This is a genomic window from Facklamia sp. P13064, from assembly GCF_050409425.1.
Taxonomy (GTDB): Bacteria; Bacillota; Bacilli; order Lactobacillales; family Aerococcaceae; genus Facklamia.
In genome coordinates this window covers 117940-139263 of sequence record NZ_JBNUPM010000001.1, presented here as the reverse complement: position 1 = coordinate 139263, position 21324 = coordinate 117940, and the positions used below count along the sequence as shown (strand labels likewise).

Genomic DNA, 21324 nt, shown 5'->3' with positions numbered 1-21324 from the left:
TTAAGAGCAGCATTACTGACTCTTAACTTTTTTTCTGAATAAATACTGACCAAAGGAGGAAATTATTTGAAACAGCTTATTACCTCACATGAAGGGATCATCTATCAAGCAGTTAGTGGCTTCTATTATGTATGGTCGCAAGGAGAATCTTTTGTAACAAAAGCAAGAGGTAACTTTCGTCACTTGAAGACCAATCCCTTAGTGGGAGATCGCGTACGATTTGTCATGGATCAACAAGATGAAAGTCAAGTGGGCAGATTAGAAGAGATCTTCGAACGAGATAACTTTTTGATTCGACCGGCTGTTGCTAATGTCGACTATGCTCTCATTGTCATGTCCTTAGTTGAACCTGAGTTTTCCTATAATTTATTAGATTATTTCCTTGTTTCGATGGAGTCTCATCGCATCCAACCCATTATTATCTTGAGTAAATATGACCTTTTAATCGAGCATCAGGGACGGGATGCAGCCAATGACTTAGTAGCAGAAATCAGAGCAATCTATGAAGTAATTGGTTATGATGTTTTTCTCTTTGACCAATCCAATGAAAAGATGCAAGCTATTCAAACCATTTTCCAACAAGGAATATATGTAATGACCGGTCAATCGGGAGTGGGAAAATCGACCCTTTTAAACAAACTGCTACCTCAAGCTGAAATTAAGACCAACCAGATATCCAGCCATTTAAACCGCGGTAAGCATACCACTCGAGAAGTTACTCTTTATCGTTTTGGTCAAGGACTCTTAGCCGATACACCCGGTTTTTCAGCTATTGATTTCGACCATTTAGAAAAAGAAGAACTGGCCGCTTGTTTCCCAGAAATTCACCAAGCAGGTGCAAAGTGTCGGTTTAGATCTTGTATCCATAAGAACGAACCTAATTGCCATGTGAAAGAGTTGGTGGCAAGTGGCATAATAAGTAACAGCCGTTATCAAAATTATTTGCAGATTTTAGAAAAAATTGAAAACAAAAAAATTTATTATTAAAGGAGAATAGTCATGAAAATTGCACCTTCAATGTTGAGCGCTGATTTTAATCACTTGTTAGAAGATATCCAGACCATCGAAAAGGGTGGAGCAGATTATCTACATATTGATATTATGGATGGCAGCTTTGTACCGAATATTTCATTTGGTCCCATGATTTTTAAAGGATTAAGATCTCATAGCCATATGGTTTTTGATTGTCACATGATGGTGGATCAACCGGAGCGGTATTTGGAAATGGTTGCTGATGCGGGAGCGGATATTATCACCGTACATGTGGAAGCGACCCAACATATTCATTCAGTCTTACAAAAGATAAAAGCCTTAGGAAAAAAAGCGGGAGTGGCTATTAATCCAGGAACTCCAGTCGAAGCGGTTTATCCTTTATTGGAATTAGCGGATTTAGTCTTGGTGATGACTGTTAATCCAGGCTTTGGTGGTCAGGCTTTTATTGAATCAACCATGAAGAAGGTAGAAAAACTAGCCAAATTACGTCAAGAAAATGATCATTATCACTATGAGATTGAAGTAGACGGTGGGGTCAATGATCAAACAGCTAAAAGTTGTATAGCAGCTGGTGCAGATGTTTTAGTAGCTGGTTCCTACATCTTTAAGCAAATGGATCTGGCTGCAGCTATCGCTTCCTTAAGACCCTAAGGCCAATTAGTATGGTGGATAAGATTATTATCTGTGCTGGGGCTCCTAATCCAGCCCTCAGCCATTTGTCTGAGGTGACAGATCAGACTTATCTCATTGGAGTTGACGAAGGGGCCCTCCAATTGGTGAAGGCAGGCTATCGATTGAACGTTGCAATTGGAGACTTTGACTCGGTCACTCCCACCCAATTTAGTAAGATTGAAGCGGCTAGTCAGGAGGTTTTAAAATATCCAGCTGCCAAAGATGATACCGATATGGAGTTGGGCCTTGAATTCGCTCTTAAACAAGACAGTCGATGTCCGGTGGAAGTATATGGCGCAATAGGTAATGGAGAGGGACGTTTAGATCATTTAATTGCTAACCTTTGGCTCGTCTTTCAAGAACGCTATTTTGCAATTATCCCCCGTTTAAGCTTTATTGAAAAAGATCAAGTGGTGCGATTTTTTAAACCAGGCAATTATTTTCTACAAGACTTGAACAATTGCCGCTACTTATCCATTATTTCAATGACGGCTGTTAAGCAGCTGCAGATTAAGCAGGCCAAATATGAACTAGGTTTAACAGATTATGCTTTTCCTCGAGCCTTGGTGTCTAATGAGTATGTCGATCAGCACAAAGTAAATCTTTCTTTTACTGAAGGTCTCTTGATGGTTATTTGGGAAAAAGGAAAATAAAGGCTTGAGTTTAAAAATAGAAGATAGGAATATAAAATTGAAGCACTTTCATTATTGTGTTAAAATTTGCTTAATAAATAATATTCGAAGTTTATTTAATCAAGTTTTTATTAGGAAAGGAAGTTGATGGGATGAAAAAGCTTTTTGCTTTAATAATGATTATGATACTCATGCTACCGCCAGCTATATTTGCTCAAGAGGAGATAGTTGATTTTGAGGGACGCTATTTGACTGAAGAAAACTCAAATATTATGGGGTTCGAAATAGAAGAAGACTTATTGAAAGTAATTTTAGGCCGGTCTTACTTTGGACAAGCAGCTTTGGAAGGTGATTATTCGGACGCATTACTACAATTATATACCGAGAGCATTAATCAGGATGGGCGTTTAATGATGGTAAAAACAGATGAAGCAGCAGAATCTTTAAAAAATCAACAATATATTAACCTGCGCTTTTCTGATGAAGTTCCTATGGCAGTTGAAATTATCGTACATAATCCAACCTACAGAATAAAAGATCAAAAACTAACCATTTCTTTTGCGGATAAAGAACTTTTCAGCTTTGAACTAAATGAAGAATCTAATTTGGTGGATGAAGAGGGCAATCAATTTATGCTAAAAGAAAAAGATTAAACAAAACAAAAAAGCCTCCTAGCGCTTCATCTTGATGATGATTGGCTAGGAGGTTTTAATGTATTGATTAAGCACGTTCAACTTTACCTGATTTTAATGCTCGCGCTGAAACCCAAACTTTTTGAGGTTTGCCATCGATCATAACACGTACTTTTTGTAAGTTAGCGCCAAAACGACGTTTTGATTTATTCATTGCATGAGAGCGATTGTTACCAGATACAGCTTTACGCCCTGTGAAATAACATTCTTTAGCCATGGTTCTGCCTCCTTTTCCTTGTAACAATTTAAAAGTTACATTTCATACCAAATTAATTTACCATAATTTGACTTTTGAAGCAAGTGAATTATGATGAAATTAACTACTAATCTTAAATATCTCGTTACTAAAACTATTAAAATAGGTGCTAAGCTAAAAAATTTATGCTAAACTATGGTGGACAACAAAAAGGAGGTACTTTATGGCTATTAATATCCAAACTCCAAATGGAGAGATATCCTTAGAAAATGAAGTGATTGCAACCATTGTCGGTGCAGCAGTTACTGACAACTACGGTGTTGTAGGAATGGTAAGTAAACATTTCTTCCGTGATAATTTAACAGACATTCTTAAGAAAGAAAACTATTCACGTGGTGTTTTAATTTCTCAAGAAGGAGACAATATTTCAGTAGATGTCTATATTGTCGTTTCTTACGGGACAAAAATCTCTGTGATTTGTCAAAATATTCAACAAGCTGTTAAATACAATGTCGAGCAACTCTTGGGCTTTGAATTGGACTTTGTTCATGTCCATGTCCAGGGTGTGACTATCGACTAGGATCGTTTAGGAGGTAAAGTGTGGAACTGAAAACAATCAAAGCATCTGACTTTAAACAGATGTTTATAGCAGGTGCCGAGCGCCTGGCTGAAAATGTTGACTTAGTGAATTCGTTAAATGTCTTTCCCGTGCCTGATGGAGATACAGGAACTAATATGAATATGACTTTCCAATCAGGTGTTGAGAATATGCGTAATTCTACTAGTCATCATGTTGGAGAATTAGCAAATGCCGTGGCCAAAGGACTGTTAATGGGGGCTCGAGGAAATTCAGGCGTTATCTTGTCACAAGTTTTCCGTGGCTTCTCAATGGCAATTAAAGATTGTGAAGAATTAAATGCCAAAGACTTTGCTAAGGCTTTTATTGGTGGTGTGGAATCAGCTTATAAGGCAGTGATGAAGCCAGTTGAAGGAACCATTTTAACTGTTGCTAGAGAATCTGCTGTAAAAGGTGAACAAGAAGCTAAGCAAACAGAAGACATCATACAAGTGATGCGCACGATCGTAGCAGAGGCAAAAGAATCATTGGATCGAACACCTGAATTACTACCAGTTTTAAAACAGGTGGGTGTAGTCGATTCGGGTGGTAAGGGGCTTTTATGTATCTATGAAGGCTTCCTTGCCAATCTTTCAGGGGAAGTCATTATCGATGAAGTTGAAGACCAATCTAATGACCATGCCCACGCAATCTTCGAAGAAATGAATGAACACCCAATGTCTATGGATGAGATTACCTATGGTTTCTGTACCGAAATTATGGTAAGAATTGGACAAGGACAGACTGTTAAGAAAGCTTTTGATTATGAAGAGTTTAGACAAACGCTTGATAAAAAAGGTGATTCTTTGCTGGTTGTTGCCGATGATGAAATTGTTAAGGTCCACATCCATACGGAAGATCCAGGCGAGATTATGCAATTGGGTCAAGAATTTGGTGAGTTAATTAAAATTAAAGTCGATAATATGCGTGAGCAAGTTAGAGACTTAGAAGACAAAGAGACTACGCTGCGTCAACAAGCTGTCCCTCAAACTCAAGAAGATTACGCAGTGATTGCTGTAGCTTCAGGTAAAGGCTTGACAGAGCTCTTCCATTCTATTGGAGTAAAGGAAGTCCTTTCTGGAGGTCAGACAATGAATCCTTCTACCGAAGACTTCATTAAAGCAATCGAGCGAGTTAACGCCAAAAATATTATCTTGTTACCGAATAATAAGAATATTATTATGGCGGCTCAACAAGCGGCTGAAGTCAGTGAAGTACCAACGGTAGTTGTGGGCACAAAGTCAATCACCCAAGGAATCTCAGCCATGTTGATGTATGATCCTTCAGTTGCCATTGAAGAGAACAGACTAGCTATGGAAGAGTATGCGCTAAGCGTTGCTTCTGGACAAATTACTCATGCTATTCGAGATACAGAAATTAATGGCCTATCCATTAAAGAAAACGATTTTATGGGTATTTTAGATGGCGATATAATCTTAACCCACACTGATTTAAAAGAAACTCTGATCCAATTGGTTAATCGAATGGTGGATGAATCAAGTGAGTTAGTAACGGTTATTATTGGCGAAGAGGGTGATCATTCATTAGCCCAAGAAGTTGCTGACCATTTTGAACAAACTAACTCTGAGATTGAATTTGAACTTATTCAAGGAGACCAACCAGTCTACAATTATTTTGTAACGGTGGATTAGATTGTTAGAAAATAGCTGATCACCACTTAGTTTCTAGGTGGTGATTTATTTTTTTGCTCAAAGAGGAGGAAGAAGATGGGAAAGTCTTGGTTAGATCCTATCGATCAGCTCAAAGGTGTTGGCCCCAAGACCAGTCTTTTATTTAAACAATTAGGAATTGAAACAGTAAAGGATTTAATGTTTCATTTTCCATTTCGTTTTGAGGATATCCAAGCACGCCAGTTAGAAACTATTCTTGACCAGGAAAAAGTTGTCTTGATGGGAAAAGTTGTTAGTCCAGCTGTGGTCAACTATTTTGGTAGAAAGAAAAGTCGCTTAAGTTTTAAATTGGCTGTAGATGGCCATCAAGTGATAACCGTCTCTTTTTTTAACCAGCCCTACTTAAAGAAACAAATTGAATTAGGTCAAACGCGAGCTATCTATGGTAAATGGCAAGAAAGTAACCAGTCGCTAATGGCCATGAAATTAATTAATCCGTCAGCAGGTGAGGACTATGCACCCATTTACCATACTAGCAAGGGACTGAGTCAGGGCCAGATTGTCAAAGCCATCAAGCAAGCCTTTGTTGATTATCAAGAAAGTATTGAAGAAATCATTCCGACTTATTTAAATCAACAATTTAACTTAATAAATCTGAAGGAAGCACTTTGGGCCATGCATTTTCCTAAGCAAGATAATGCGAAAAGACAGGCCCAGCGAAAGATCATCTTCCAGGAGTTCTTTCTTTACCAATGGCGCTTACAAAGCGCCAAATTTAACCGCTTAAAAACTAAGGGTATCCAAATCCACTATCAAGTTGAAGAATTACGACAAATTATCCAAAGCATCCCTTTTGAATTAACGGATTCACAAAAAAAAGCGGTTAATGAAATTTGCCGCGATCTTTTATCACCTTATCCAATGAACCGTTTATTGCAAGGAGATGTAGGTAGCGGTAAGACCTTAGTTGCCTTCTTGACCATGATTGCTAGTGTGCAAGCAGGTTATCAAACAGCCTTGATGGTTCCAACAGAAATATTAGCTCAGCAGCATTATCAATCTTTTAATCAATATTTTGAAAAGAGTGGTTTTCATGCAGAAATATTAACTTCTGAGAGGCAAGTTTCAGAAAAAAAAGCTGTTTTACAAGGTCTAAAAACAGGACGCATCCGATTGATTATCGGTACCCATGCTTTAATTCAAGAGGGAGTAGATTTTAAATCACTCGGCTATATCGTTATAGATGAGCAACACCGCTTTGGTGTTGGCCAAAGACAGAACTTATTAGAAAAAGGTCTGGCTGGTCAAGAAGCCAATGTCCTGCAAATGACAGCAACTCCCATACCCAGAAGTTTGGCTCAGACCCTTTATGCCGACCTTTGCGTCTCAACCATGGAAGGTCTACCGCGTGGAAGGGTTGAAATTAAGACACAAGCCGTTAGTGATAAGCACATTGCCACAGTCTATGACCGTATGCAAAAAGAATTAGATAAGGGTCATCAAATCTATTATGTATTGCCTTTAATTGAAGCCAGTGAATTTATGGAACAAGTTGAAAATGTACAAGAGACTTGTCAACGTTTAAGAGAAATATTTCCACGAGTTACAATCGATAGTTTGCATGGTCAATTGAGTAAAGAAGAACAAAAAGAAGTGATGAAAGCTTTTAAGGCTCAAGCAATTCAAATTTTAGTAGCAACCACTATGGTTGAAGTCGGTGTGGATGTACCGAATGCAACGGTCATGGTCATTCAATCAGCCGAACGTTTTGGTTTAGCCCAGCTCCATCAGTTAAGAGGGCGGGTAGGGCGAAGCCCATTACCCTCTTACTGCTTTTTAATTGCCAACCCAACGACCCAACAAGGAAAAGAACGTCTGATTAAGATGGTCGAAAGTCAAGATGGCTTTGAACTATCAAAAGCGGATATGGAAATTCGTGGCATGGGAGATGTCCTAGGACGAAATCAAAGTGGAATTGCCCAATTTACATATGGACATCCCTTACAAGACGAAGCCATTATGACAGCGGCTTATCAAGCAGTCGACCATTTAATGAGACAACCAGATATAGTGACTGAGAAAGAAACAAAAACAATTGAAAAGTATACCCAATTAATTAAATTAGAAATTTAGGAGTGGAATTTATGATTAAAATAGCGATTGATGCAATGGGTGGCGACAATGCACCACAAGCCGTATTTGACGGAGTTCTAAGAGCCTTAGATGCTTATAAGGACATCGAAATTCATCTTTATGGCGACGAGAAAGCCCTTAAAAATCTTCCAGATATGTTTGATGACCGTTTAATCCGAATACCGACTACTGAGGTTATCAAAGGAGAAGATGAACCGGTAAAAGCTGTTCGTCGCAAGAAAGATGCTTCAATGGTGGTTGCTGCCAAGGCGGTAAGAGAAGGTAAAGCAGATGTACTGCTTTCGGCTGGGAATACAGGCGCCTTATTAACAACCGGCTTATTGGTGGTTGGTAGAATTAAAGGTGTCGATCGACCGGGATTGATGCCGGTCATCCCAACCATTAATGAGAAATCTCCTCATTTAATTTTAATGGATGCCGGAGCCAATGCGGAATCAAAAGCAGAGCACCTCTTACAATATGCTCAACTAGCTAGCTATTATGCTGAGAGTGTTTTAAAAATAGAGCAAGCAAGAGTAGGGCTTGTTAATAATGGAACAGAGGCTGGTAAGGGAGATGAATTACGTAAACAAGCTTACCAACTCCTCAATCAAGCGAGTGGTTTAAATTTTGTAGGCAATATTGAAGCCAAAGATCTTTTAAATGGGCAGGTAGATATTGCGGTGACAGATGGCTTTACCGGTAATGCTATCCTAAAAACATTGGAAGGAAGCCTAAAATCCATCTTCAAATTACTCAAACGAACTCTAAGTGAGAGTAGTATCACCAATAAAATTGGTGGCCTTCTCATTAAACCCTCATTAAAAAAGATGGCTGAAAATTTTGATGATAGCAAGCAAGGAGGAGCAGTCCTTTTAGGGGTTAAAAAGCCAGTAATTAAAGCGCATGGATCAGCAGATGACATCGCCATTTATCATGCTATTCGACAAGCTCGTGAAATCGTTTTATCAGGTTTTTCCGAAGAAATAAGCACTTTTTTTGAAAATAGTGACAAAAATGATAGACAGATTAGAAAATAATCGTTATTATAATATAACCGGCATTGTGGTATAACTTTTTAATTAAGGAGTGGAAAATTTGAAGACAGAAACATTTGAAAAAGTTAAAACTTTATTAGTAGAGCATTTTGATCTTACTGAAGATCAAGTAACTGAAAATCTAACCTTTGAAGACCTAGGCGCCGATTCTTTAGATATGGTGGAATTCGTGATGGGGATTGAGGAAGAATTTGATATAGAATTCGAAGATGAAAAAATTGAAAAGCTCTCAGATATTAAGGACGCCGTTTCTTATATCGACCAATTACGATCAGAAAAATAAATGGATGTCATAGTCATTGATAAAGGAGGCCTCAAATGGAATCAAAAGAGATATTATTAGAAGTTAAAGATTTGCACACTGGTTTTCGCATTAAAGACCAGTATTTCGATGCTGTCGATGGGGTTTCTTTTACCCTAGCGCGTAATGAAAAGTTAGCCATTGTTGGGGAGTCAGGCTGTGGAAAATCAACCCTGGCCACTTCAATCATAGGCTTACACAATCGCATGAATACAAAAATTACCGGGGAAATTAATTACAAGGGTGATAATCTCGTTAATTATGATGAATCAGATTATGACAAAATTCGCGGGAATGATATTGGCATGATCTTCCAAGACCCTTTAGCGTCATTAAACCCTTTAATGACAGTAGGTGAGCAGATTGAAGAAGCTTTGTATTATCATACTAAGTTAGATGGACAACAACGAACTCAGCGCGTACTTGAATTACTCGACCAAGTAGGTATTGAAAACCCTCAAAGAATGGCCAAGCAATATCCACATGAATTATCAGGTGGAATGCGTCAGAGAGTAATTATTGCCATTGCATTATCTTGTAAACCACCAATAATTATTGCAGATGAGCCGACAACTGCTTTAGATGTAACTATTCAAGCACAAATTTTGGATCTTTTGAATGAAATTCAAGAGGAAACCGAATCAGGAATTATTTTGATTACTCACGATTTAGGAGTAGTTGCAGAGACGGCTGATCGAGTAGCAGTTATGTATGCAGGACAATTTGTTGAAGTTGCAAGTGTCGAAGAACTCTTCAATGATCCGAGACATCCTTATACCCGCTCACTCTTAAAGTCCATTCCGCAATCCAATGATTTAGTTGATGAAAAGGGCGATCTACATGTAATACATGGGGTTGTACCTCCATTAAACCGTTTAGAACGCAAAGGTTGTCGTTTTGCTCCTCGCATTCCTTGGATTCCTGAAGAACATCATGAAGAGCATCCAGTTCTCCATGAAGTAAAACCAGAACATTGGGTACGTTGTACTTGTCATGAACACTTTTATTTCACTGAGGAGGTGGACTAATGTCAGAATTTCTTACAATTGAAAACTTAAAGGTTCACTATCCAATTCGATCCGGTTTCTTTAACCGTATCACTGACCATGTCTACGCAGTGGATGGTGTGGACTTAAGTTTTGAGGCAGGAAAAACTTATGGCCTGGTGGGTGAATCAGGCTCAGGTAAATCAACTATTGGGAAAGCTATTATCGGTTTAGAAAAATTGACCGAGGGTAAAATTATCTATGAAGGGGAAGACGTTTCGAATGCTGCATCCAGTCGCAGGTCAAATTATCGGCGCAATGTTCAGATGATCTTCCAAGATTCATATTCTTCTTTTAATCCGAAGAAGAGGATTTTAGATATTATGGCGGAGCCCTTGCGTAATTTCACCCATTTAACGATTGAAGAAGAAAAGAGAAAAGCAAGTGAACTCTTAGAAATAGTCGGTTTGACTTCAGAAGCTTTAGTCAAGTATCCGCATGAATTTTCAGGAGGACAAAGACAAAGAATCGGGGTAGCTAGAGCTGTTGCGCTGAACCCTAAATTAGTCATTGCTGACGAACCAGTTTCAGCTTTAGACTTATCGGTTCAAGCTCAAGTCTTAAACTTTATGAAACGTATTCAAGAAGAATTTAATGTTTCTTACTTGTTTATTTCGCATGATTTAGGCGTGGTGAAACACATGTCTGACGAATTGGCCATTATGTATCGTGGAAGATTTACTGAATATGGCTCTAATTATGAAATTTATAAAAATCCTCAACACATATATACTAAAAGGCTTTTATCAGCTATACCGCATGTTGATCCAAACAATCGAAGAGAGCACCATATAGAGCGTCTCCGAGTGGAGAAAGAATATCATGAAAATGCCAGTCAATATTTTGAGGAAAGTGGACGGGTCTATGATCTGAAGAAGATTAATGATCACCACCAAGTGGCTTTAAAAGAAGTCGGCTTTGCTCAAAGAGAGGAAGTGAAATAAATGTGGAAGACGATTTTAAGAAGGGTCATTTTAATGATTCCTCAAATTTTTCTTTTAAGTATCATTGTCTTTGTTTTGGCTGCTTTGATGCCAGGGGATGCGTTGACGGGTTTACAAGATCCAAATGTGGACCCTGCTCAAATAGCAGCCATGCGGGAGCAACTAGGACTAGATAAACCGTGGCCAGAGCGTTATGTTGATTGGATTACTGGTATCTTTCAAGGTGATTGGGGACGGTCTTGGCATCACCGTCAACCGACTCTAAAGATTATTGGTCAAAGAGTTTGGCCCACCTTACAATTATCTTTATTAACAGTGATCATTTCGTACGGAATCGCTTTACCATTAGGTCTGTTTTCTGGTCGTTATCAAAATTCCGTTTTTGATAAAACCGTTAACTTATACACCTTTGTAACTTATGCTATTCCATCTTTCGTATTGGGTTTATTTATGATTTGGTTATTTGGTTATATTCTTGGCTGGTTCCCTACAACTGGAACAGTAGACCCGGGTCTTGAGCCTGGAACGCTTGATTTTGCTTTGTCAAGATTTAAACACATTATTTTACCAGCTATTACAATGGCACTTTTATCAACAACCTCTACTATTCAATACTTAAGAACAGGAGTCATTGATGCTAAAACGGAAGATTATGTTCGCACAGCTAAGGCTAAAGGCGTTCCAGAAAATGTTGTTTATCGCAAGCACATCTTCCGGAATTCAATCCTACCAATTGCTGCCTTTTTAGGCTTTACCATCACTGGTTTGTTAGGCGGATCTGTCTTCACTGAGACAGTCTTTAATTATCCAGGAATGGGAAAATTATTTGTCGAATCAATCGCTTTACGTGATTTTTCTGTAATGATAGCTATTACATTGATCTACGGATTTACAACCCTTTTAGGTTCGTTATTATCAGACATCATTATGGTTTTTGTTGACCCTAGAATTCGAATTAAATAGGAGGTGGAATAATGGCTGAAAATAATACACAGGTAACAGTAAATGAAGAACTATTGCAAGACCAAGTTTCCACTCCACCGATGGGTTGGGAAGTTATTCGTCGAGAGTTTGCACGTGATAAAATTGCTGTTTTATCATTAATTCTTTTATTAATTATTGTCGTAGCGGCGGTCTTATCAGCATTCTTTATTGATTCCGATGCTGCAGGCATAGTTAATATTTTTGACCGCTTTACACCGCCAGGAGAAAAAGGCTATCTTTTAGGTACCGATGAGGGTGGAAAAGGCATTTTTGAACAGCTTTTACTAGGAACAAAAAATTCCTTAATTATCGCTTGGGCTGTCACTATATTAACAGCAGGTTTTGGGACGATTATTGGTTTGATTGCCGGTTATTATGGGGGTCGAGTGGATGATTTCATTATGCGTGTGGTAGACTTTTTAATCGTTTTACCGAGAATCATGATTATTATTGCGGTCGTAACAATCGTTAAACGCTTCGACCCTTGGACTTTGATTTGGATTATATCTTTATTTGGTTGGATGGGGCAGACCCGTTTGATTCGAACGGCTTCTTTATCAGAAGCATCCAAGGATTATATCAAGGCATCAAAAACCATGGGGACTAGAGATTGGAAAATTATGCTCGGCTCCTTATTACCGAATCTTTCTTCGCTAATGATCACCAACTTAACCCTATCCTTTGCCGGTAATATCGGTTTAGAAACAGGACTTTCTTTCTTGGGCTTTGGTTTGCCTGTTGGAACACCTTCTTTAGGAACGCTAATTGGTTACGCTAGAACACCAGATATTATTGAAAATAAATGGTGGGTTTGGTTGCCAGCTGCCTTGTTAGTATTGATCATGATGTTATCAATTAACTATATCGGACAAGCTTTCCAACGTGTAGCAGATTCAAAACAAAGAAGAGGATAAAAATTTTAAGAGCTTTACCCTTTATTTACTTTAGCGTTAAGCGATGAGTAAGAAGTGGGGCTCTTTTTTTATGAGAAAATTTTAATCTTACAGAAAAGTTTTCGTTTTGAAATTTTATTATATCTTGTAAGTGCTAAATAAAAATCAAAAGATTTTTCTGCTAGAAATTACTAGTTGAGTCATAAGCTTTAAAATAATGAAAAGACATTTTCATGAAAAACCTTTAAGACAAGTGAGCTTTGGAAACTTTTCATAAATAAACCCCTAATAAAGCTTGTTTTTATTAGAAAAAGATAAAAATATTAAAAAAAATTAGAAAAGACTTGATTTAATCATATAATTTCTATATGATAGGATTATCACATTTAGAGGAGGCTTAGTATGAGAAAATCATTAGAAAAACATCTTATACAGTTTATGACAACAATGACAATCGGTTCCTTGGTATTGAGTTCCCTACCTATGGTCCAAGCTGAGGAAGCAGATGGAGAAGGAGCCCCCGCACCGGACATTTCGACTTCTGTAGAGCATGAAGGTGAAGTCATGGAGGGTGGAACACTTAAGGTAGCCTTTGTTTCCGATACCGCATTTGCAGGTGTCTTCAATAATATGTTTTACACAGGAAACCCAGATGCAACCGTAATTGCTTACTTTAACCCTGGCCTATACGGCTACGACAATAACTTCAAGATCGATGATTCCGGTTTTGCCAAAGTGGAAATGGATGTTGAAAATAAACAAGTAACTATCACAATCCCAGAAGGAGTTAAGTGGGATGATGGCGAACCGATTACGATAGATGACGTTATTTTTCCTTACTATGTAGTAGGACACCCTGATTATACCGGCATTCGTTATGGTAGCGATTTTGAGAATGTGGTAGGAATGGACGAGTATCATAACGGCGAAGCCGAGGAAATTTCTGGGTTGGAACGTGTCGATGATTATACCCTAACCGTTACTTATAAGGCTTTTCCGAACTCAATGGTTCAAGCTGGTGGAGGAATTTCTTCTTATATCGAACCTGAGCATGTCTTTGAAGGTATCGAAGTAGCTGATATGGAAGACTCTGCACCTGTACGTGAGAAACCAGTAGGCTTTGGACCTTTTAAGGTGGAATCAATGACACCAGGTGAAGCAGTCACTTATACTGTAAATGAAAATTATTATAAGGGGCGTCCTAAATTAGATGGAATGACGATGAATGTCATCAACCCTAATTCAATTGTTGCTGAATTAAAGGCTGGTAATTTTGATATTGCAACCTTACCAACTGATAAGTATGATACTTATAAAGATGCAACGAACTTTACTACCATTGGTTATGAGCAGAATGCTTATACATACATTGGCTTCAAGATGGGTAAATGGAATGAAGAAGAAGGTAAAAACGAATTTGATCCTGAATTAGTTACATCCAATAAAGCTCTTCGTCAAGCGATGGCTTATGCCATGGATAATGATTCAGTCGGCCGTGAATTCTATCAAGGATTGCGTCGTGCTGCAGACTCAATGATTACACCAAACTTTGTAGAATACTTAAATCCTGACGTTAAGGCCTATGAATACAATCCAGAAAAAGCTAAGGAAATTTTAGCAGAAGCTGGCTTTAAGGATGTGGATGGTGATGGTCTAGTGGAAGATCCTAATGGCGAGAAATTCACCTTGAACTTCGCTTCAATGTCAGGTGGTGAAACAGCTGCTCCATTGGCTCAGTACTATGTACAAGCATGGAACGCAGTCGGTATTCCTGTAGAGCTATTAGATGGACAATTACTAGAGTTTAATTCTTTCTATGAACGTATTAAGAAGGATGATCCAGAAATACATATTTTCCAAGCTGCTTTTGGTACTGGTGGCGATCCAAATCCAAATGGATTATTTGGTGAACGAGCACAATTTAACTACAGTCGCTATGTGAATGAAGAACATAACCAATTATTAGCGGATATTGAATCAGACGAATCGTTTGATGATGACTACCGTCAAAAAGCCTTCTACGCTTGGCAAGAATTTATGCATGAAGAGCTTCCTGTTATTCCAACGCTTTGGAGATATGAATTAACAGCCGTTAATAAGCGTGTGACGAATTGGGATGTTGAAATTGGAGCAAATCTTGATTGGACACAAGTAGGCTTAACTGCTGAAAGTCCAATTGCTGAATAATTTAAAATTTTAAAAGATGAAGATCAAGCATAGCTTTGCTTGATCTTTTTATTTATATACGGTATTTCATTTTTGTATTGCTGAATGACTTTGTGTAATCAAGGGATTTTTGGTAAAATCAGTGTATATTTGATAGGAGTCGAAGCCATGCATCAGTTAATAGAACACATCGAAAAAGAATTAAAAATTAAAGTTACTAACCAGAAGATTATTCAGCAAGCTTTCTACCATCGGTCATATATTAATGAGCAAGGTGAGAACTTAATTCAGTCCAATGAACGATTAGAATTTTTAGGCGATGCTGTGCTTGAGATTCTGGTTAGTCAATTTTTATATGGACAATACCCCCATAAGCCTGAAGGAGATCTTTCACGCATGCGAGCTCAGCTCGTCAGGGAACCAAGCTTGGCTTATTTAGCTAGACAAGTAGACTTTCCTCAATTTATCCAATTAGGTAAGGGGGAAAGATTGTCGGGAGGTAAAGAAAGAGATTCCATTTTAGCAGATACATTTGAAGCCTTTTTGGGGGCAGTTTATTTGGATACTGGTATGGATATGGTTGAAAACTTTCTGAGTAGAGTCCTCTTTGATCACCATCAAGAAATTTTGACACTAACCGTGCAAGATTATAAGACCAAGTTCCAAGAAATGGTTCAAGTCAAGGGAACAGTTAAGATTGAATACCGTCTCCTAGCAACCCAAGGACCTTCTCATGCACAAACCTTTACCATTGGGCTGTATTTAGAAAACGACTTAATAGCTAAGGCCAGTGGCAAAAGTAAAAAAGAAGCAGAAATGAAGGCCGCTAAAAAAGCCATTCACCATCTTCAAAAAGGAGTGTAGCTGTTTGTATTTAGAAAGAATCGAAATGACTGGTTTCAAATCTTTTGCTGATAAAACAGTCATTAATTTTGATCAGGGCATGACAGCAATAGTCGGTCCCAACGGTTCAGGTAAATCGAATTTATCTGAAGCCATTCGTTGGGTCTTAGGAGAACAATCGGCTAAATCCTTGCGTGGTAACAAGATGGAAGATGTTATCTTTAATGGTTCACTCGATCGAAAGCCAGTCAATATTGCTAAAGTATCCTTGGTTTTAAATAATGAGGATCGTTATATTGATATGGACCCCAAAACGATTACGATAACGCGTCAATATAACCGTAATGGTGAGAGTTATTTTTTTATCAATCAAAAAAATGTTCGCTTAAAAGATATCACTGATTTGCTGTTGGATACAGGCTTAGGTAAAAATTCTTTTGCCATGATTTCCCAAGGTAAAGTCGAGTCCATCTTTTTAAGTAAACCAGAAGAAAGACGAGGAATTTTTGAAGAAGCAGCTGGTGTACAAAAATATCAATACCGCAAACAAGAAGCTCAAAGAAAATTGCTGCGGTCACAAGACCATTTGAACCGTGTCAGGGATATTTTACATGAATTAAAAAATCAACTGCAGCCACTTAAAGAACAAAGAGAAAAGGCTTTGACCTACCAAGAGAAAGCGGCCCAATTGAAAGAAGAAGAAATATCCTTATATACCTTTCAAATACAAGACTTTAAAGCTAAATGGCAACAAGCCAAGGACCACTACCAACAAATAAAAGCTGAATTAGACCGAGTTAAGAATGATCAAAAAACTTTTTCGCAATCAATCGATGATAAACAGAACCAATTAGACTTGATAAATCAAAGCATTGATCAAGAAGAGATGGAAAGTCGAAAACTTATCCAATTGATTGAGAGATTAAAGGGCCAAATTGAAGTGTTTCAGCAAAAAATGCTTTATGCCAATCAATCCAGTCAAGAAAGAAAACTAAATCAAGATCGCTACCAAAATCAATGGGTTGACCACCAAAAACAACAAGAGGCCCTTAATCAAAATTTAAACTCATTAGAAGAAGGTATTCGAAAAGCAAAAGAAGAAGTAAAAGCATATAATCAACAACTTAATGACTTTCAAGCGCTAAAGAATGAAGAGTTAGATCAGTTAAGGGGAGAATTGATTGACTATTATCGTCAAGAGTCGGCTATAAAGAATCGCTTGCAACAATTTGATAAATTTAGCCAACAATTCGATCAACGCAAGGAAAGCTATCAAGACCAAATCAAGGAAAATCAAATTCAAATCCAAGCTCTTGAAGACCAAGAAGTTAGCTATCACGATCAAATAAAACAAGTGAAAGCAGACTTAGAAAGCCTTCAAACTGAAGGGGAAAAGGCCCACCAAGCATTGGATCAAGCCCAAGCCAATCGTGATCAATTAAGGAAAGTAATCTACCAAGCAGACCACCAAATCCAAATGCTCCACTCCAAGTATCAAAGCTTGCTACAAATGCAAGTGGAATATGCCGGCTATTACCAAGGAGTCCGAGTCGTGATGAACCACCGTGATCAACTACAAGGAATCATTGGAACGGTAGCCGAATTAATCGAAGTTGAAAAAAACGATCAAGTTGCTATCGACATTGCTTTAGGAGCTGGTTTGCAAAATATTGTTGTAGAAAATGACCAAGCTGCTAAGCAAGCTATATCACTTTTAAAAAACAAAAGAGCCGGACGAGCCACCTTTTTACCAAGAAGTAATATGAAAGCTCGGACCCTAAAGGCCCATCACCAAGAGCTACTCCAACAAAACCAAGGAGTGGTGGGGATTGCTAGTGAACGAGTTTCTTATAAAGCAGAAAATCAGCGAGTGATTCAGCAGTTATTAGGGTCTACAGTGATTGTTGATACACTTGAAAATGCCCAGTCACTTGCTAAGGCTAGCCATCAACAGTTAAAAATCGTAACACTTGAAGGCGACTTGATCCTTCCTGGAGGCTCTGTTACAGGGGGAAAAAATAAGCATAAGTCACAATCTGTAATGGGGCGCTCTCAAGAGATTGCAAGCCTTGAAAAAGAGTTGAAAGAACTAAAAAAGAGTCAAAAAGAACAAGTGGCAACTTTTGAAAGGTGTGATCAGAAGGTTTCGCAATTTCAAACGGCTTATCAAAAAGCTTTATCAGATTACCAACAACTTAGTCAAGACCACCAAAAATTGCTGAATTTAATTGAAAATATACAGTCACAGCGAGATCAAAAAAATAAACATCTATTGATTTTAACCGATGAATTCAAGCAAATGACTCAAGATTTTGAGGCTTCTCACCAAGATTTTCAAGCAGCTGAGCAAGACTTACAAGCTCTAAAGGCTAAAATTGAAGAAGTCCATCAAACCATTCAATCCATGCAATTGTCTCAATCGGAAAAACAAATGAAGATTGGACAACTTCAAGCCGACTTGAATGAAAGCAAAACCAATTTAGCGCTTTTGGAAATGGAAACCAAACAAAAAAGAGAAAGCCTGCAAAATGAAATTAAGCAAGCACAAAATTTAGAAGAATTAATTGCTTCCAGTCAACAGTTAGAAGAAAGTGACTGGAATGAAGTTCAAAACTTAGAAAATTCAATCAGTCAATTTAAAGTGGATTTAAGCCAAGCAGAAGGCGATTTAGACCAAGTCAACGCTGATTTAAGCGTTCTACGCCAAGACCGCCAGAGTTTAAATGAAAGTTTAAGGAGTCATCAGCAGGCCTTAAAAAATAGCGAAGATCAACTTCAATATCAATACCAAGCAGAGGCCAAATGCCAAGCTAAGATTGAAAGATATGAAGATCAGATGGATCAAGATTTACTCTATCTTAATGAAACCTACGCCTTGTCGTTCGAAGCAGCTACTCAATTAGCCCAGCCTGTAGAATCTGTTGCTCAGGTAAAAGAAGTGGTTAAAAAGTTGCGTAAGGAAATTGATCAATTAGGACCTATCAACTTAGCAGCAATTCAAGACTATCAAGAAGTGGATGAACGTTATCAATTGTTATTTGAGCAAGAAAATGACCTGTTAACAGCTATGGAGCAGCTAAATAATACCATTGATGAAATGGATTCAGAAGTGGGTAGTCGCTTTAAAGAAGCCTTTCAAGCTATTAACCATCAATTTCAAAAGACCTTCACTCGTTTATTTGCTGGCGGTAAGGCTAAGTTAGAATTAACCGACCCGACCGATTTATTAACTACCGGTGTCGATATTATTGCTCAACCACCCGGTAAGCGTAAGCAAAACTTAGCCCTCTTATCAGGAGGCGAAAGAGCTTTAACGGCCATTGCTTTATTATTTGCTATTTTGGAAACAAAGACCGTTCCATTTGTGGTTCTAGACGAAGTGGAGGCAGCTTTAGATGATGCCAATGTTTACCGTTATGGGGAATACATTCAAAACTTTACCCAAGAAACGCAATTTATTGTCATTACCCACCGCAAAGGGACCATGGAATATGCCGATATTCTATATGGAGTGACTATGGAACAAACCGGTATTTCTAAACTAGCAGCGGTGAAAATGAATGATTTTGTAGCATTAGACCATCAGGAGTAGATAAAATGATTCAATTACTAGCCATCGATTTAGATGGAACCTTATTAAATAGTTCCAAAGAAGTTACAGCTAAAAACCTTGAAGCACTTGATTACGCTCAAGAGCGAGGCGTTAAAGTCGTAATATGTACAGGTAGACCTTATTCAACCATGCATCATTTAATCGATCAAATCGGCTTAAAACGTGAGGATGATTATTTAATTCTATATAACGGTGCCTTTGTTCAAAGAATTAGTGATGGGCAAGTCTTAATACAAGAAGAGCTAAGCAGCCAAGATCTTCACTCATGGTATCGAGAGTTAACAACTTTAAATTTACCTTTAAACGTTCTAGACCAGGATTTAGTTTATGAACCCTTAACTTACCCAAAAGGTTATGAAAGTTTTTATGTGGGCAATGTTTCTACAGCCCCCCATACCAAAATTGATTTTAATGTTTTTGATGAAGCCCATCGTTTTATGAAATTTGTGGTCACGATTGATGAAGCCCATTTATCGCGGCAAATTCCACTGTTAAATAAAGAACTTGTCAGTCAATATACCCTATCAAGATCCCATCCTTTCCAATTAGAAATTATGAAAGCGGGAGTCAATAAAGGAAATGCTTTAAAAAAGTTGTCTGATCAGTTAAATATTCAACCTTCTGCTATAATGGCAATAGGAGATCAGATGAATGATGAGCGCATGATTGAATTTGCTGGTCTTGGAGTGGTGATGGGAAACGGCGCAGAGACTTTAAAGCAGAGGGCTGATTTCATTACTTTATCCAATGATCAAGAAGGTGTCGCTCATGCAATTTATCAATTTATTCAATAGAATGGAGGAAGTCATATGGGATTGTTTGATCGCATCAAACGTGCTTTCACAGGTGAAGATAAGGTTGTAAAAGAAGAGGTTTTAGACCAAGAAGAACAGATTGTCTTTGAGAAGTATGATAAAGGGATGGAAAAAACACGTAAATCCTTTTCTGACCGCATCACGGATTTATTTACTTCTTGGCGCGAATTAGATGATGAATTCTACGATGATCTAGAAGAAATCTTAATTTCAGCCGATGTTGGCTTCAAAATGACTCTAGCTTTAACGGATGCTATTCGTGATGCAGTAGAAGCTGAAAATGTTCATAAAGCTCAAGATGTTAAGCGTGTTATGTTAGAACAAATGGTGGCAATTTATGAAAAAGACCAACCAGTCAATCCTGATTTAATTGAAAATCCAAACGGGCCAACCGTAGTCTTATTTGTGGGGGTCAACGGGGTAGGCAAGACGACTTCTGTCGGTAAAATTGCTTATAATTTAAAACAATCCGGACATAAGGTTTTAATGGCTGCTGCCGATACTTTTAGAGCAGGTGCAGTTGAGCAACTAAATGTTTGGGGAGAGCGCTTAGGAATACCAGTAGTGACCGGAGCGGACCAAGGAGACCCTGCTTCTGTAGTTTTCGACGCTGTGAAAAAAGCCAATGCGGAAGAGTACGATTACCTTTTAGTTGATACAGCAGGGCGTTTACAAACTAAAGCAAATCTCATGGCTGAATTAGCTAAAATGAAACGGATTATCGAAAGAGAAAATCCGAATGGCGTACAAGAAGTTCTCTTGGTTTTAGATGCAACAACCGGACAAAACGCCTTAATTCAAGCGAAACAATTTAATGAAGCAACCGAGATCAGTGGACTAGTCTTAACAAAATTAGATGGGACAGCTAAGGGGGGCGTCATTCTTTCTATTCGCCATGAATTAGATATTCCAGTTAAATATATTGGTTTGGGTGAACAAGCGAGTGACCTACAAGCTTTTGACGCTGAGAAATATATGTATACGCTTATTCGTGACTTACTTGAGAAAGAAGCCAACTAAACTTAATTAGGGACTTTTATCTGACCCAAGGCTTTTAACTGTGCTATAATGTGAATGATAGAGATAGAAGGGGTCA

19 protein-coding genes are annotated in these 21324 nt (G+C 38.1%); 18 read left to right on the top strand and 1 reads right to left on the bottom strand.

Annotated features, from left to right (window positions below; translation table 11 throughout):
* The first annotated feature begins 66 nt into the window (after positions 1-66).
* The 4 genes from rsgA (at position 67) to ACQV2S_RS00625 (ending at position 2950) form a co-directional block, all read left to right on the top strand.
* The gene (gene rsgA / locus ACQV2S_RS00640; RefSeq protein ID WP_428876399.1) at positions 67-987 is read left to right on the top strand and encodes a ribosome small subunit-dependent GTPase A; all 921 of its coding nucleotides are present in this window, start codon (positions 67-69) and stop codon (positions 985-987) included.
* 12 nt (positions 988-999) lie between these two features.
* A complete protein-coding gene (rpe, locus tag ACQV2S_RS00635) occupies positions 1000-1644 on the top strand; it encodes a ribulose-phosphate 3-epimerase (RefSeq protein ID WP_428884822.1) in 645 nt (214 codons plus the stop codon).
* An 11-nt stretch (positions 1645-1655) separates the two neighbouring features.
* Positions 1656-2318 carry a thiamine diphosphokinase gene (locus tag ACQV2S_RS00630; RefSeq protein WP_428876397.1) on the top strand — a complete coding sequence of 221 codons (663 nt, stop codon included), beginning with the start codon at positions 1656-1658 and terminating at the stop codon, positions 2316-2318.
* 131 nt (positions 2319-2449) lie between these two features.
* Positions 2450-2950 (top strand): hypothetical protein, encoded by a 501-nt coding sequence (locus tag ACQV2S_RS00625; protein ID WP_428884821.1) that lies wholly within the window; start codon positions 2450-2452, stop codon positions 2948-2950.
* Positions 2951-3017: 67 nt separating this feature from the next.
* Here the strand turns inward: ACQV2S_RS00625 and rpmB are convergent, their stop codons facing one another.
* Complete coding sequence (gene rpmB, locus ACQV2S_RS00620) at positions 3018-3206, bottom strand: 50S ribosomal protein L28 (protein WP_258436016.1); 189 nt, start codon at positions 3204-3206, stop codon at positions 3018-3020.
* Positions 3207-3408: 202 nt separating this feature from the next.
* Here rpmB and ACQV2S_RS00615 point away from each other — a divergent pair, with 202 nt between their 5' ends.
* From ACQV2S_RS00615 to ftsY, 14 genes are all read left to right on the top strand, one after another.
* Positions 3409-3765 carry an Asp23/Gls24 family envelope stress response protein gene (locus ACQV2S_RS00615; RefSeq protein ID WP_428873752.1) on the top strand — a complete coding sequence of 119 codons (357 nt, stop codon included), beginning with the start codon at positions 3409-3411 and terminating at the stop codon, positions 3763-3765.
* Between the two features lie 20 nt (positions 3766-3785).
* Positions 3786-5453: a DAK2 domain-containing protein gene (locus ACQV2S_RS00610; RefSeq protein ID WP_428873751.1), complete on the top strand. Its 1668-nt coding sequence runs from the start codon at positions 3786-3788 to the stop codon at positions 5451-5453.
* A gap of 75 nt (positions 5454-5528) precedes the next feature.
* The gene (gene recG, locus ACQV2S_RS00605; RefSeq protein ID WP_428884820.1) at positions 5529-7565 is read left to right on the top strand and encodes an ATP-dependent DNA helicase RecG; all 2037 of its coding nucleotides are present in this window, start codon (positions 5529-5531) and stop codon (positions 7563-7565) included.
* A 14-nt stretch (positions 7566-7579) separates the two neighbouring features.
* Positions 7580-8605, top strand: coding sequence for a phosphate acyltransferase PlsX (gene plsX / locus ACQV2S_RS00600; RefSeq protein WP_428873768.1), 1026 nt, complete (start codon positions 7580-7582; stop codon positions 8603-8605).
* Positions 8606-8663: 58 nt separating this feature from the next.
* Positions 8664-8906 carry an acyl carrier protein gene (gene acpP, locus ACQV2S_RS00595; RefSeq protein ID WP_428874816.1) on the top strand — a complete coding sequence of 81 codons (243 nt, stop codon included), beginning with the start codon at positions 8664-8666 and terminating at the stop codon, positions 8904-8906.
* 35 nt (positions 8907-8941) lie between these two features.
* Positions 8942-9952 carry an ABC transporter ATP-binding protein gene (locus ACQV2S_RS00590; RefSeq protein WP_428873748.1) on the top strand — a complete coding sequence of 337 codons (1011 nt, stop codon included), beginning with the start codon at positions 8942-8944 and terminating at the stop codon, positions 9950-9952.
* Positions 9952-10914 (top strand): ATP-binding cassette domain-containing protein, encoded by a 963-nt coding sequence (locus tag ACQV2S_RS00585; protein WP_428873747.1) that lies wholly within the window; start codon positions 9952-9954, stop codon positions 10912-10914. The genes ACQV2S_RS00590 and ACQV2S_RS00585 overlap by 1 nt, the downstream gene beginning before the upstream one ends.
* Entirely contained in the window at positions 10915-11877 is a 963-nt protein-coding gene (gene opp4B / locus ACQV2S_RS00580) for an oligopeptide ABC transporter permease (protein WP_428873745.1), read from the top strand.
* Between the two features lie 11 nt (positions 11878-11888).
* Positions 11889-12812: an ABC transporter permease gene (locus ACQV2S_RS00575; protein ID WP_428873744.1), complete on the top strand. Its 924-nt coding sequence runs from the start codon at positions 11889-11891 to the stop codon at positions 12810-12812.
* A gap of 381 nt (positions 12813-13193) precedes the next feature.
* Positions 13194-14978, top strand: a complete 1785-nt coding sequence (locus tag ACQV2S_RS00570) for an oligopeptide ABC transporter substrate-binding protein (RefSeq protein ID WP_428874813.1) — start codon at positions 13194-13196, stop codon at positions 14976-14978.
* A gap of 147 nt (positions 14979-15125) precedes the next feature.
* Entirely contained in the window at positions 15126-15821 is a 696-nt protein-coding gene (gene rnc, locus ACQV2S_RS00565; RefSeq protein ID WP_428876370.1) for a ribonuclease III, read from the top strand.
* Between the two features lie 4 nt (positions 15822-15825).
* Positions 15826-19392, top strand: coding sequence for a chromosome segregation protein SMC (smc, locus tag ACQV2S_RS00560; protein ID WP_428884819.1), 3567 nt, complete (start codon positions 15826-15828; stop codon positions 19390-19392).
* Positions 19393-19397: 5 nt separating this feature from the next.
* The gene (locus tag ACQV2S_RS00555; RefSeq protein ID WP_428884817.1) at positions 19398-20207 is read left to right on the top strand and encodes a Cof-type HAD-IIB family hydrolase; all 810 of its coding nucleotides are present in this window, start codon (positions 19398-19400) and stop codon (positions 20205-20207) included.
* A gap of 15 nt (positions 20208-20222) precedes the next feature.
* Positions 20223-21248, top strand: a complete 1026-nt coding sequence (ftsY, locus tag ACQV2S_RS00550) for a signal recognition particle-docking protein FtsY (protein ID WP_428881882.1) — start codon at positions 20223-20225, stop codon at positions 21246-21248.
* The last annotated feature ends 76 nt before the right edge of the window (positions 21249-21324 follow it).